This is a genomic window from Variovorax sp. PMC12, from assembly GCF_003019815.1.
Taxonomy (GTDB): Bacteria; Pseudomonadota; Gammaproteobacteria; order Burkholderiales; family Burkholderiaceae_C; genus Variovorax.
Genome location: NZ_CP027773.1, coordinates 4200924 through 4214452 on the forward strand (window position 1 = coordinate 4200924; position 13529 = coordinate 4214452).

At 69.7% G+C, this 13529-nt stretch carries 13 protein-coding genes; 11 read left to right on the forward strand and 2 right to left on the reverse strand.

The genetic code is table 11. The annotated features are described in order from the left end of the window. The first annotated feature begins 6 nt into the window (after positions 1–6). The 3 genes from C4F17_RS19405 to C4F17_RS19415 all read left to right on the forward strand — a co-directional run bounded on the left by C4F17_RS19405 (position 7) and on the right by C4F17_RS19415 (position 2861). Complete coding sequence (locus C4F17_RS19405) at positions 7–981, forward strand: tripartite tricarboxylate transporter substrate-binding protein (protein ID WP_234382220.1); 975 nt, start codon at positions 7–9, stop codon at positions 979–981. 99 nt (positions 982–1080) lie between these two features. Next, positions 1081–1539 (forward strand): helix-turn-helix domain-containing protein, encoded by a 459-nt coding sequence (locus C4F17_RS19410; RefSeq protein WP_106936332.1) that lies wholly within the window; start codon positions 1081–1083, stop codon positions 1537–1539. A 20-nt stretch (positions 1540–1559) separates the two neighbouring features. Then, entirely contained in the window at positions 1560–2861 is a 1302-nt protein-coding gene (locus C4F17_RS19415) for a HipA domain-containing protein (protein ID WP_106937617.1), read from the forward strand. Between the two features lie 7 nt (positions 2862–2868). Here the strand turns inward: C4F17_RS19415 and C4F17_RS19420 are convergent, their stop codons facing one another. Next, positions 2869–3855, reverse strand: coding sequence for a tripartite tricarboxylate transporter substrate-binding protein (locus C4F17_RS19420; protein ID WP_106936333.1), 987 nt, complete (start codon positions 3853–3855; stop codon positions 2869–2871). Between the two features lie 59 nt (positions 3856–3914). Next, the gene (locus C4F17_RS19425; protein WP_106936334.1) at positions 3915–5912 is read right to left on the reverse strand and encodes an acetoacetate--CoA ligase; all 1998 of its coding nucleotides are present in this window, start codon (positions 5910–5912) and stop codon (positions 3915–3917) included. A gap of 114 nt (positions 5913–6026) precedes the next feature. Between C4F17_RS19425 and C4F17_RS19430 the strand changes: the two genes are divergently transcribed. The 8 genes from C4F17_RS19430 to C4F17_RS19465 all read left to right on the forward strand — a co-directional run bounded on the left by C4F17_RS19430 (position 6027) and on the right by C4F17_RS19465 (position 13527). Further along, positions 6027–6800, forward strand: coding sequence for a Crp/Fnr family transcriptional regulator (locus C4F17_RS19430; RefSeq protein WP_234382223.1), 774 nt, complete (start codon positions 6027–6029; stop codon positions 6798–6800). Positions 6801–6928: 128 nt separating this feature from the next. Next, entirely contained in the window at positions 6929–7669 is a 741-nt protein-coding gene (locus C4F17_RS19435; protein ID WP_106936335.1) for a glycine zipper 2TM domain-containing protein, read from the forward strand. Positions 7670–7816: 147 nt separating this feature from the next. Beyond that, complete coding sequence (locus C4F17_RS19440; RefSeq protein ID WP_106936336.1) at positions 7817–8731, forward strand: dihydrodipicolinate synthase family protein; 915 nt, start codon at positions 7817–7819, stop codon at positions 8729–8731. A gap of 51 nt (positions 8732–8782) precedes the next feature. Then, positions 8783–9916: a branched-chain amino acid ABC transporter substrate-binding protein gene (locus C4F17_RS19445; protein WP_106936337.1), complete on the forward strand. Its 1134-nt coding sequence runs from the start codon at positions 8783–8785 to the stop codon at positions 9914–9916. 14 nt (positions 9917–9930) lie between these two features. After that, the gene (locus C4F17_RS19450) at positions 9931–10866 is read left to right on the forward strand and encodes a 4-hydroxyproline epimerase (RefSeq protein ID WP_106937619.1); all 936 of its coding nucleotides are present in this window, start codon (positions 9931–9933) and stop codon (positions 10864–10866) included. 11 nt (positions 10867–10877) lie between these two features. Beyond that, positions 10878–11981 carry an NAD(P)/FAD-dependent oxidoreductase gene (locus C4F17_RS19455; protein ID WP_106936338.1) on the forward strand — a complete coding sequence of 368 codons (1104 nt, stop codon included), beginning with the start codon at positions 10878–10880 and terminating at the stop codon, positions 11979–11981. Further along, positions 11978–12232: a (2Fe-2S)-binding protein gene (locus tag C4F17_RS19460; protein ID WP_106936339.1), complete on the forward strand. Its 255-nt coding sequence runs from the start codon at positions 11978–11980 to the stop codon at positions 12230–12232. The genes C4F17_RS19455 and C4F17_RS19460 overlap by 4 nt, the downstream gene beginning before the upstream one ends. Continuing rightward, a complete protein-coding gene (locus C4F17_RS19465) occupies positions 12229–13527 on the forward strand; it encodes an NAD(P)/FAD-dependent oxidoreductase (RefSeq protein ID WP_106936340.1) in 1299 nt (432 codons plus the stop codon). Before C4F17_RS19460 ends, C4F17_RS19465 begins: the two co-directional genes overlap by 4 nt. The last annotated feature ends 2 nt before the right edge of the window (positions 13528–13529 follow it).

The following is a 13529-nucleotide window of genomic DNA, read 5'->3' on the forward strand; positions in this document are numbered from 1 at the left end:
CCCACGATGCCTTCGACCCTGTTCTCCCGGCGTGCCTTGGGCGCGCTTGCCGCGGCTGCCGCGCTCTGTGCCTTCGCACCGGTACATGCGCAGCAGCGCGTGATCCACATCGTCGTGCCCTTCGGCACCGGCGCGGTGCAGGACACGGTGGCGCGCGCCTTCAACAACGAGCTGGGTGCTGCGCTGGGCGCCAGCGCCATCGTCGAGAACCGCGCGGGCGCGGGCGGCACCGTGGGCGCGGCCCTGGTGGCGCGCGCACCGGCCGACGGCAACACGCTGATCCTGGCGGCCGCGAGCCACAACATCGCGGGCTTCCTCTACAACAAGCTGAGCTACGACCCGCTGAAGGACTTCGTCGGCGTGGCCAACGTCGGCAACGCGGGCTACGTGCTGGCGGTGGCGGGCGGCATGGGCGTGTCGAACACGGCCGACTTCATCAAGGAGGTCAAGGCGCATCCGGGCAAGTACAACTACGCCTCGGCCGGCAACGGCAGCGCCACGCACCTCGCGATGGCGTCGTTCCTGGCGAAGGCGGGGCTGCAGATGACGCACATCCCGACCAAGTCGACCGGCGAGGCCGTCAACGAAGTGCTGGCGGGCCGGGTGCAGGCGGTGATCTCGTCGAGCATCGGCGTGATCGGCTTCCAGGACGACGCGCGCATCAAGCTGCTGGCGTCCACCGGCAAGTCGCGCAGCCCCTTCCTGCCCAAGCTGCCGACCGTGGCCGAAAGCGGCCTGCCCGGCTATGCCTTCGACTCGTGGATCGGCCTGCTCGCGCCGGCCGCCACGCCCAAGGCGGAGGTCGAGCGCATCAACGCTGCGGCCAACAAGGTGCTGGCCGACCCGGCGATCCAGGAGCGCTTCAAGCGCCTGGGCGTGGAGCCGCGCAGCCAGAGCGCGGAAGAATTCCAGAAGCTGCTGCGCTCGGACTGGGATGCGATGGGCGCGGTGGTGAAGGCGTCGGGCGCAAAGATCGATTGAATGGCTGGGGGAAATACAGGCTCAGCCTGATAGTTCGTAAAAATACGCCAAAGCCGATATTTTGACAAAACAAGACAGGGCCGATATTCTGAGTCCGCCATGGACTATCCCCTGCGCTTCGTCGACCAGCTCCGGCCGCACCTCAAGGCCTTGCGGAAGCAGCGCGGGCTGACGCAAGCGCAGGCCGGCGCCCTCATCGGCGTCAGCCAGGCCCGCGTCGCGGAAATCGAGGCGAATCCCGGCGCGGTCAGCTTCGAGCAGCTGATGAAACTGCTGTCGGCGCTGGGGGCCTCCTTTTGCCTGCGCGACGAGGCTGCGCAAAGCCGCGTGCTCGTGGCTGCTGAAGAGCCGGCGCAGTACGACGCGGTGAAGCTCCCGCCCGGCCCATGGACCGCCACGCAGATGAGCGATCAGTCGGTGCTGGTGCGCCTGGAAGCCGAATCGCCGGGCGCACCGGGCGAATCGCTTCGGGCGCTCCAGGCGCTGAATCCCGGCAAGGAGGTCAAGCCCACGTCGCGCCGGAGCTTCGTCGTGCGGCCGAAGAGGGAATCCTGGTGACGCAGGCCCTGGACGCCTGGATGAACGGAGAGCGCGTAGGCACCTGGTTCGTCGACCGTGGCGCCCACGCTTTCCGCTACGACCCGGCCTGGCTGGAATCGACCCGGCGGCGTTCGCTGTCGCTGTCGATTCCGCTCAACAGCACGCTCGAGGTTCGCGGCGATGTGGTCCGCAACTACTTCGACAACCTGCTGCCCGACAACGACCGCATTCGCGCGCGGCTGCGCAACCGCTTCCGGCTCAAGGATGCCACCACCTTCGGCCTGCTCGAAGCCATCGGCCGCGACTGCGTCGGTGCCGTGCAGCTGCTGCCCGAAGGGGCTGTGCCGGAAGGCTGGAACGCCATCAACTGCGAGCCGCTGGACGACGCGCAGATCGCCGAACTGCTGCAGGCCGTGCCGTCCGAAGACGCCCCGCAAGGCATGCGCGACGAAGACCTGTTTCGCATCTCGCTGGCCGGCGCGCAGGAAAAGACGGCACTGACCCGATGGAATGGCGCGTGGTGCCGGCCGCACGGCGCCACGCCCACCACGCACATCGTGAAGCTGCCGCTCGGGCTGATCGGCGGCTCCAGGCGCGTGGACGCCTCCGACTCGGTGCAGAACGAATGGCTGTGCGCGCAGATCGTCGAGGCCCTGGGCCTGCCGGTGGCGCCGACCTCCATGGCCACCTTCGGCGGGCAGACGGTGCTGATGGTGGAGCGCTTCGACCGCGAATGGATGGACGGCGGCACCTGGATCGCGCGGCTGCCGCAGGAAGACTTCTGCCAGGCCCTGGGCCTGCCGTCAGACAAGAAGTACGAGCAGCACGGCGGCCCCGGCATGCCGAAGTGCCTGCAGCTTCTGCAAGGCAGCCGGAGCGCGGACGACGGCATGCGCTTCCTGCTGGCGCAGTTGGCTTTCTTTCTGCTCGCGGCCACGGACGGGCACGCCAAGAACTTCTCGATCCATCTCCAGCGCGGCGACGCCTACGAGATGACGCCGCTGTACGACGTCATCTCGATGTGGCCGTACTTCGGCGATGGCGCCAATCAGTTCCAGCCGCGCAAGGCGGGGCTGGCGATGGCCGTGCGCTCGCGGAACACGCACTACGTGTTCCAGACCATCCAGGCGCGCCACTGGCATGGCCTGGCCATGAAGAACGGCGGCATCGACGTATGGAACGCCATGCTCGGCCTGGTGGCGTCGGTGGACGCTGCGCTGGACGAGGTCGAGGCGCTGCTGCCGCCTGGCTTTCCCGCGCGGACCTGGCAGACCATTTCGCAGGGCATGCGGGGCGAGGCGAAGCGATTCCTCGCAGGCCTCGACGGCACCGCTGCGTAGAAGCCGCTCAGGACTCGGAGGTGAAGCCGATCTGCTTCACCAGCGGCCCCCAGCGCTCGTACTCGGCCTTCTGGTCGGCGGCCATGTCCTGGGGCGTGCTGGCGTTTGCGACCAGGCCGACCAGGGCCAGCGCGTCAACCACGGCCTTGTCTTTCAGCGCCTGAGTGATGGCGGCATTGGCGGCGGCGATGGTGGCGGCGGGCGTCCTGGCGGGCGCGTAGAAGCCGAACCATTCCTCGGAGGTCACGTCGGGGTAGCCCAGCTCGGTGAATGTCGGCACGTCGGGCAGGAAGGGCGAGCGCTTCTTGCCGGAGGTCGCCAGCACGCGGATGCGGCCGGTCTTCATGTACTGCAGATAGTCGCCGCTGGGGTTCATGGCGGCGGCGATCTGCCCGCCGACGAGGTCGGTGATGCTGGGCACGGTGCCGCGGTAGGGAACGTGCTTGATCTCCACGCCCGCGCGCATGCCCAGCAGCGCGCCCAGCAGGTGCGGCATGGAGCCGGCGCCGGGCGAGCCGTAGCTGGCCTTCTCGGGATGGGCCTTGGCCCAGGCCAGGAAGTCCTTGAGCGTCTTGACCTCGGCGGGCACGGCGGGCCCCACGGCCAGGCCATGGAACATGATCGCGCCGATGGACACGGCCGTCACGTCTTCCGGCTTGTACGCGAGCTTCGGGTAGATGTACGGGTAGACCGACAACGCCGACACGGGGGCCAGTGCCAGCACGGAGCCATCGGCCGGCGCGGCCTTGAGCGTCTCCAGCGCGATGCGCCCGCCCGCGCCGGGCTTGTTCTCCACATAGCCCGCGTTCTTGCTGTAGCCCGTGCCGCCCAGCTTTTCGGACACGCGGCGCGCCACGCTGTCGCCGGCGCTGCCGGCGGGAAAGCCGTAGATGACCTTCACCTGGTCCAGTGCCTGCGCGATGGCCGAGAAGGGCATCAGCGCCCCTGCGGTGGCGGCGCCGGCCATGGTGTTCAGGAAGTGACGTCGTTGCATGGTTCTGTCTCCTTGAGTGTGTGTGTATGCGTGCGGGGAAAAACTGGGGAGCGCCGGCGTCAGGCGGCCGTGCGCTGTCGGGCGTAGTCGATGAAGAAGGCGAGGCTGCGAGGGTTCTGCATGCTGTCGGGGCTGGCCACCTTGTCGGCCGGGGCGCCCAGCAACAGCCTGCGCACCGGCACTTCCATCTTCTTGCCGCTGAGCGTGCGCGGAATCTCGTCGACCTGGACGACGTCGTCGGGCACATGGCGCGCCGAGGCCTTGGCCCGGATGTCGGCGCAGATGCGCTCCTTGAGCGATGCGTCGAGCGTCGCGCCCGGCTGCAGCACGACGAACAGGGGCATGAACGACGGCCGGCCCAGGTACTCCAGGTCGACCACCAGGCTGTCGCGCACCTCGGGCAGTTGCTCCACCACCCGGTAGATCTCGGCCGTGCCCATGCGGATGCCGAACCGGTTGATGGTGCTGTCGGAGCGGCCGTAGATCACCGCGCTGCGCCGCGGCGTGAAGCGAATCCAGTCGCCGTGCCGCCAGACGTGGGGAAAGGTCGTGAAGTAGCTCTCGCGGTAGCGCTGGTCATCGGGATCGTTCCAGAAGTAGAGCGGCATCGAGGGCATCGGCTTGGTGATGACCAGTTCGCCCACTTCATCGACCACCGGCCGGCCGGCGTCGTCGAAGGCGTAGGCCGCCACGCCCAGCTCGGGGCACTGGATCTCGCCGGCATGCACCGGCAAGCTGGGAGCGCAAGCCACGAAGCCCGAGGCGATGTCGGTGCCGCCGCTGATGGAGGCCAGCCAGAGGTCGGGCTTGACGGCCTCGTAGACCCACAGGTAGGCGTCGACGGGCAGCGGCGAGCCGGTCGCGTTGATGGCCCGCAGGCGGTCCAGCTTCGCGATGTCGCGCGGGCGCAAGCCTTCCTTCATGCAATTGACCAGGTAGGCCGCGCCGCAGCCGAACAGCGTGACGCCCTGCTCGTCGATGAAGCGCCACAACGCCTCGGCATCCGGCCAGCTGGGGTTGCCGTCGAACATCACGATGCTCGCGCCGGTCAACAGCGCGCCCACCTGCAGGTTCCACACGATCCATCCGGTGCTGCCCAGGAACAGCAGCCGGTCGCCCTCGCGCAGGTCGTGCTGCAGCGCCATGGTCTTCAGGTGCGTGAGCACGATGCCGCCGTGGCCGTGCACCATCGCCTTGGGCAGGCCGGTGGTGCCGGAGGAATAGACGATCCACAGCGGGTGGTCGAAAGGCAGGCGCTCGTAGTGCGGCGGCGCGTCGTTGCGCAGCGCCTCGGCCCAGTCGACGCGGTCGCGCCAGTCGGGCACAGGCGCTTCGTCCGCGGCGCCCGGCACGTGCACTACGCGCTTCACGCTGGGCAGCTCGGCCAGCAGCTCCCTGACCTGCGCGATGCGATCGTGGCGCTTGCCGTTGTAGCGGTAGCTGTCGGTGGCCAGCAGCAGGCAGGGCTCGATCTGGCGCAACCGGTCCAGGACCACGCCCGGGCCCATGTCCGGCGCGCAGCTGGACCATATGGCGCCGATGCTGGCGCAAGCCAGGAAAGCGACGACGGTCTCCGGCCAGTTGGGCAGGTAGCCGGCCACCCGGTCGCCGGGGCCGATGCCCCAGGCGCGCATCTGCCCGGCCAGCGCGGCGACGTCGCGTTCCAGTTCGGCCCACGACACGGTGCGCAGCGGCGCGCCTTCCCTGCGCGCGATGATCGCCGGACTTGCCGGGTCCATGGGCGCCCGGCGAAACAGGTTCTCGGCATAGTTCAGCCGCATGCCCGGGAACCACTGCGCACCGGGCATCTCGCGGCGGCCCAGTGCCGGTTGCGGATCGCCGTGGCCGACCACGCCGAAGTACTCCCGCACCGATTGCCAGAACGCGTCCAGCTCCTCCACCGACCACTGCCAGAGCGCTTCGTAGCCGCCCGCGGGCACGCCGTGGCGGTCGGCCAGCCATTGCTGGTAGTCGTGCAGGCGGCTGGCGCGAATCTGTTCGGCCGAAGGCGACCACAGCAGTGGGGCTTGAGCTTCGGAGGGGGTCGAGTTGTGCATGTAGTGGCCGGGTGAATCCAAGGTGCCGCCGGGTGGGCGGGTTGGGCCGGATTGTTCGGGCTAGGTTGAAGCGTTACTGTTGAAACGGGGACATTTGGAGGAAGGGTTTACCCGTTGAAAACGAAGCTGGACGATCTGCCGGTCGCGCCTGATGACGGCACGTCGCGTGGCATGCCGCCCCGGCGCCTGAGCGTGGGCGAACCTGCGGGCTTCGGGCTGGACGAGCTGTTGCGTCTCTCGCCCTGGTACGCAATGCTCCCGGCCCCGGTACAGGGCTGGATCCGGGAGCGTGCCCGCGAACACCGGGTGGCGCAGGGCCAGCTGCTGGCCCGGCGGGGTGAGATACCTACGGCCTGGTTCGGACTCGCGCAGGGGCTGCTCAAGACTTCGGTGCTGGCTGCCGACGGACGCAGTTCCACGCTCGGCGGCATCCTGCCGGGCTGCTGGTTCGGCGAAGGCGCACTGCTGCGCGGCAAGCCGCGCCATGCCGACTACGTGGCGCTGCGCGACAGCCGCGTCGTACTGCTGCCGCTGGACGATTTCGCCCGTCTGCTGCAGGAGCAGCCGGTGTTCAAGGACTTCGTGTACTCGCAGATCAACGAGCGCCTGCACTACTTCATGGACCATGTGGGCGACGTGCGGCTGATGCGCGGCCCCGCGCGAGTGGCGAATGCGCTGTGCGGACTGGCGCATGTGCTGAACAACCCGCTCGGCCTCGTCCACCTGCCCATCGCGCAGGACGAACTGGCCGCCATCGCCGCTGTTTCGCGCCAGCGCTGCAACCTGGCACTGCAGCACATGCAGGCTCGGGGCTGGCTGCACGTCGGCTATGGGCACCTGACCTTGCTCGCGCTCGACCCCATCGCCGAGATGGCGCGCTCCGGCTGACGCCCTTTACCGCAGCGGCGTGGCAAACGCCGCGTGTAGGACGCCGCTGGATTGACAACGCGGCGTCGGCGCCCATGCTCCGGGGTGGGTTCCCCGCATGCTGCGAGGGAAAGAAAAAAGGATTCCCCATGGACTCGACATCCCCCCTTGATCAACCCTCCGGCGCGCCGGGCGCCGCCAGGTCGCCGAAGGCACTGTGGGCAGTGATCGGCGCCCTGGCCGTGGCCGTGGTGGCGCTGGGTGGCGTGCTGTTGCACAAGCAGTCGCAGGACACGACGACGGCCGCCGCAGCCTCGCCGCCCGTGGCCGCCGCGATGGCGCCCAAGGCGCCGGACGACTTCAAGCCCGAGCTCATGCCGCCCGCCCCCGCCGTGCCACCTGCCGGCGCGGGCCCGGCACCGCAGGCCATGGCCGCGGCGCCCATGTCCACGCCTGTTCCGGCCCCGCTGCCGGCGCAAGCCGTCCAGCCTGCCCCCGCTCCCGGCTCGAATGCACCGATGGTGGCCGCCGCCCAGCCCGCACCGCCGCCTTGCGCAGTCTGCGGCCGGGTCGAATCGGTCCGGCCGGTACAGCGTGCACAGCGCACCACCGGTGTCGGCGCGGTCGCGGGCGGCGTGGTGGGTGGCCTTGTGGGCAACCAGTTCGGCCACGGCAACGGCCGTGCCGCGACCACCGTGCTCGGCGCGGTCGGCGGCGGCTTCGCGGGCAATGCCATCGAGAAGCACGTGCGCACCGTCACCGTCTACGAGGTCGGCGTGCGCATGGACAACGGCTCGCTGCGTACGGTGGAGACCAAGAGCGCGCCGCCCATCGGCAAGCCGGTCACGCTCAGGCGCGGCGTGCTGCGCCCGGCCGACGGCCGCAAGTAGCGCACGGCGGCGGCCCGCCTCCGGGCCGCGATATCACACAAGCTCCGTGCCCGGAAGAGCGCTTGCCCCACGAATATCTTGACGGTATATCGTTAATATATTTAAAGTGCGACGCTTCCACACCGCACATCCACAAGGAGCGACCAAGTGAGCAATCCCCGCTGGCAAGGCATCTTTCCCGCCGTCACCACCAAGTTCCACGCCGACGAGAGCATCGATGCCGAAGGCACCGCCCGGCACATCGACTTCCAGATCCGCAACGGCATCCACGGCCTCGTCACCTGCGGCTCGCTCGGCGAAGCCAGCACGCTCACGCTGGAAGAAAAGCTGCAGGTTGCGAAGATCGCGCTGGAGGCCGCCGACGGCCGCATCCCGGTGCTTGCCAACGTGTCGGAAACCAGCACCCGGGAGGCGCTGCGCTACGTGGACGGCGCCAACAAGCTCGGCGTGGCCGGCTTCATGGTGATGCCCTCGGTGATCTACGTGGCCGACGCGCGCGAGGCCATGCTCAACGTGCGCACCATCGCCAACGCGGCGCAGAAACCCATCATGGTCTACAACAACCCGGTGGCCTACCGCGTCGACCTGAAGCCGCAGCACATGGTCGAGCTGGCCGACTGCGAATGGATCGCGGCCATCAAGGAAAGCACCGACGACATCCGCCGCATCACCGACCTGCGCAACACCGTGGGCGACCGCTACCAGCTGTTCCTGGGCGTGGACGACCTCGCCTACGAAGGCCTCGCACTCGGCTGCGACGGGCTGCTGGCCGGCGTCGGCTGCGCCTTCCCGCGCGAGACCGTGGCGCTGTACGACCTGATGAAGGCCGGCAAGTTCGCCGAAGCGCTCAAGCTCTACCAGTGGATGACGCCCATGCTGCACCTCGACGTGTCGACCAAGCTGGTGCAGAACCTCAAGCTCATCGACGTGCTGGTGGGCGTGGGCACCGAGCACATGCGCCGCCCGCGCCTGCCGCTGATCGGCGCCGAGCGCGAGTTCATCGAAGGCATCGTGAAGAAGGCGCTCGCGAGCCGGCCTGTTCAATACCAGTCGGTCATGTAATAACCGCACGGCCTCGCGTTTTTCATCGTCCCCAACCCAGCAGGAAGAAGCATGAAGACAAAAGCAAGCATGGTTTCGTTTCTCGGACTCGCGGCCCTCGCCCTTGCAGGCCAGGCGCATGCGCAGGAGCAGGTGGTCAAGATCGGCCACAGCGGCCCGCTTTCGGGCCCCAACGCCTTCGCGGGCAAGGACAATGAAAACGGCGTGCGCCTGGCCGTGGAGGAGCTCAACGCGAAGAAGCTCGTGGTCGGCGGCAAGACGCTCAAGTTCGAGCTGGTCTCCGAAGACGACCAGTGCGACGCCAAGACCGGCGTGAGCGTGGCGCAGAAGTTCGTGGACGACGGCGTGAAGTTCGTCATGGGCCCTTACTGCTCCGGCGTGGCCATTCCGGCCTCGCGCATCTACAGCGACGGCGGCGTGCTGCTCTCCACCGTGGGCACCAACCCCAAGGTCACGCAGGGCGGCTACAAGAACCTCTACCGCATCATCGCCAGCGACAACCAGATCGGCGGCGCGATGGCGGTCTATGCGGCCAAGGTGCTCAAGGTCAAGAAGGTCGGCGTGATCGACGACCGCACGGCCTTCGGCCAGGGCCTGGCGGAAGAATTCACCAAGGAAGCCAAGGCGCAGGGCCTGAGCGTGGTCGGCCAGGAGTTCACCACCGACAAGGCCGTCGACTTCACTGCCATCCTCACCAACATGAAGGCCAAGGCGCCCGAAGCCATCTTCTTCGGCGGCTATGCGCCGCAGGCCGCGCCCATGGCCCGCCAGATGAAGCAGCTGGCCGTGGCCGGCAAGCTGCTGGGCGGCGACACCGTCTGCAGCCCCGCCACCGGCAAGCTCGGCGGCGACGCGGTCAACGACGTGGTGTTCTGCGCGCAGGGCGGCTCCATCCTCGAGAAGGCGCAGAGCGGCCCGGCGTTCAAGGAGAAGTTCAAGAAGCGCTTCAACATCGATGCCGACGCCTACGCCGCCTCGTACTACGACCAGGTGATGTTCATCGGCGAGTCGATGAAGAAGGCCAACTCCATCGACCCCGACAAGGTCGGCGCCGAGCTCTACAAGACCACCTACAAGGGCGTGGCCGCCACCTACGCCTACGACGACAAGGGCAACATGAAGCAGGCGCCGATCACGGTGTTCACCTTCAAGAACGCCGCGCCCGTTCCCCTGGCCAGCTACTGATGGGGCCCGGCCGCATGCAACGCATCCAGGTCATCGACTCGCACACGGGCGGCGAGCCCACGCGCCTTGTGATCGGCGGGTTCCCCGATCTGGGCGGCGGCAGCATGGCCGAGCGCCGCGCGCTGCTGGCCGAGCGGCACGACAAATGGCGCGCCGCCGCCGTGCTGGAGCCGCGCGGCAGCGACGTGGTGGTGGGCGCGCTGCTGTGCGAGCCCGTGTCGCCCGACGCCGCCGCCGGCGTGATCTTCTTCAACAACGCCGGCTACCTCGGCATGTGCGGCCACGGCACCATCGGGCTGGTCGCGAGCCTGGCGCACATGGGGCGCATCGGCGTGGGCGAGCACCGCATCGAGACGCCCGTGGGCACGGTCACGACCACGCTGCACGAAGACGGCTCGGTGAGCGTGCGCAACGTGCCGGCCTACCGGCACCTGCGGCAGGTGGCGGTCGAGCTGCCGGGCCACGGCGTCGTGCGTGGCGACGTGGCCTGGGGCGGCAACTGGTTCTTCCTGGTGAGCGAACACGGCCAGCGCGTGGCCAGCGACAACCTCGCGGCGCTGACCGACTACACCGCCGCTTTGCGCCGCGCACTGGCGGCGCAGGGCATCACCGGCGCGGACGGCGCGGAGATCGACCACATCGAACTCTTCGCCGACGACAGCGAAGGCGCCGACAGCCGCAATTTCGTGCTGTGCCCCGGCAACGCCTACGACCGCTCGCCCTGCGGCACCGGCACCAGCGCCAAGATCGCCTGCCTCGCGGCCGACGGCAAGCTCGCGCCGGGCGCGGTGTGGACGCAGGCCAGCGTGATCGGCAGCCGCTTCGAGGCCAGCTACGCGATGGACGGCGACAAGGTCATTCCCACGCTGCGCGGCCGCGCGCACATCAGCGCGGAGGCCACACTGCTGATCGACGACGGCGATCCCTTCGGCTGGGGCATCCGGCTCTGACGCCGGGCGGCATGGACGCGGATGTCATCGTCATCGGCGCCGGCATCGTCGGCGCGGCGTGCGCGCATGCGCTCGCGCAGGCGGGGCTGCAGGTGCTGGTGCTCGATGCGCGCACCGGCGGCGCCACCGGCGCGGGCATGGGCCACCTCGTGGTGATGGACGACAACGCGGCCGAGCTGGAACTGAGCCGGCGTTCGGTCGCGCAATGGCGCGCGCTGGCGCCGCGCATGAGCGAAGACTGCGCCTACAGCCCCTGCGGCACGCTCTGGATCGCGGCCAACGACGAAGAAATGGCCGAGGCCGAACGCAAGCACCAGCGTCTGCATGCGCACGGCATCGACAGCCGCCTGCTGACGGCGGGCGAACTGGCGAGCGCGGAGCCCGCCTTGCGCAAGGGCCTGGCCGGTGCGCTCGAAGTGCCTGGCGACGGCATCCTCTATGCGCCCAACGCGGCGCGCTGGCTGCTCGCGCAGGCCGCGGATTCGGTGCGCGTCGAACATGCAAAGGTCGCCGCCATCCAGGATGACGGCACCCTGCGGCTCGCCGACGGCAGCAGTCGCCGCGCGCCGCAGATCGTGCTCGCCAACGGCATCCAGGCCACGACGCTGTGCCCCGAACTCCCGATCCGCCCGAAGAAGGGCCACCTGCTGATCACCGACCGCTATCCGGGCACCGTGCACCACCAGCTCGTCGAGCTCGGCTACGTGACCAGCGCGCACCACAGCGACGGCGATTCGGTCGCCTTCAACGTGCAGCCGCGCCCCACCGGGCAACTGCTGGTGGGCTCGTCGCGACAGTTCGACACCACCGACCCGGCGGTCGAGGCGCCGATGCTGGCGCGCATGCTCCAGCGCACGCTCGACTACCTCCCGGGGCTCGCCAACCTCAACGCCGTGCGTTCATGGACCGGCATGCGCGCCGCGTCGCCCGACGGCCTGCCGTTGCTGGGCAGGCATCCGTGGCGCGAGAAGCTCTGGCTCGCGGTCGGCCACGAAGGCCTCGGCGTGACGACCGCGCCGGGCAGCGCGCAAGTGCTCGCCGCGCTGATGACCGGCGCCAGGCCCGATTTCGACCCGGCGCCCTATGCGCCGCGCGGCCTGCGAGGCATGGCATGAGCGCCCACACCCTGCTGCACATCGACGGGCATCTGGTCCGCGTGAAGACGGGCAGCTCGGTGGCCGCGGCATTGCGCGTGGCCGATGGCGGCGGCATGGGCGCCGCGCGCACCTCGGTCACGAGGCAGCCGCGCGCGCCGTTCTGCGGCATGGGCGTGTGCCAGGAATGCCGCGTGCTGGTCGACGGCCGCCGCAGGCTCGCCTGCCAGACCGTGTGCGCCGAGGGCATGCGCGTGGAGACGACGGAATGACCGGCATCGCGACGGACAGCTGCGACCTGCTGGTCGTCGGCGCCGGGCCGGCCGGCATGGCGGCGGCCGTGGCGGCCGCGCCGAGCGGCGCATCCATCGTCGTGATCGACGACAACCCCGCGCCCGGCGGGCAGATCTGGCGCGACGGCCCCGGCGCCGCCCTGCCGCCAGCGGCGCGCAAGTGGCGCGACGCGCTCGCCGCGCACGCGAACATCCGCGTGCGCAGCGGCACGCGCATCGTCGCCATCGCCGCACCCGACGAACTGCTGCTCGAAGACGCTGGCGGCGCGACGCGCATGGCGTGGCGCAAGCTCATTCTCTGCACCGGCGCGCGCGAACTGCTGCTGCCCTTCCCCGGCTGGACGCTGCCCGGCGTGACGGGCGCGGGCGGCCTGCAGGCGCTCGTCAAGGCGGGCATGCCTGTCGAGGGTGAACGCATCGTCATCGCGGGCAGCGGGCCGCTGCTTCTTGCCGCCGCAGCAACCGCACGCGCGGCAGGCGCGAAGGTGCTGCGCATCGCCGAGCAGGCGTCGTTCGCAGCGGTCGCGCGCTTCGGCGCCAGCCTGGCGCGCTGGCCGGGCAAGGCCGCGCAGGCCGTGACGCTGGCCGACGCCGGCTATCGAACCTCGTCGCGCATCGTCTCCGTGCATGGCGCGGCGCAGGTCGAATCGGTCCGGCTGCTGCAAGGCGGCAAGGAAGCCGACATCGCCTGCGACCGCGTGGCCTGCGGCTTCGGCCTCACGCCCAACACGCAGCTCGGGCAGCTGCTCGGCTGCGCACTCGCGCCCGTCGGCGGCGGCACGCAGGCCCTGTCGGTCGATGCAAGGCAGGCCACCAGCGTCCACGGCATCTACGCCGCCGGCGAATGCACCGGCTTCGGCGGCAGCGAGCGCGCGCTGGTGCAAGGCGCCATTGCCGGCCACGCCGCCGTGGGCAACGAGCGCGCGGCGAAAGCCCTCGAAAGCGAGCGCACCCGCTGGAACGCCTTCGCGGCGCAGCTGCACCGCGCTTTCGCGCTGGCCGACGCCATCAGGCGCATGCCGCAGGCCGACACGCTCGTCTGCCGCTGCGAGGACGTTCCGTTCTCCGCACTGGTCGGCTGCACCGGCTGGACCGACGCCAAGCTGCACCGCCGCTGCGGCATGGGCGCCTGCCAGGGCCGCGTCTGCGGCGATGCGGCGCAGTTCCTCTTCGGCTGGACGCCGCCCGCGCCCAGGCCGCCGCTGTCGCCGGTCCGCATCGCGACGCTGGCGGGCCTGGTGGACACAGCGGACCCGGTGGACGCCCGACAATGACG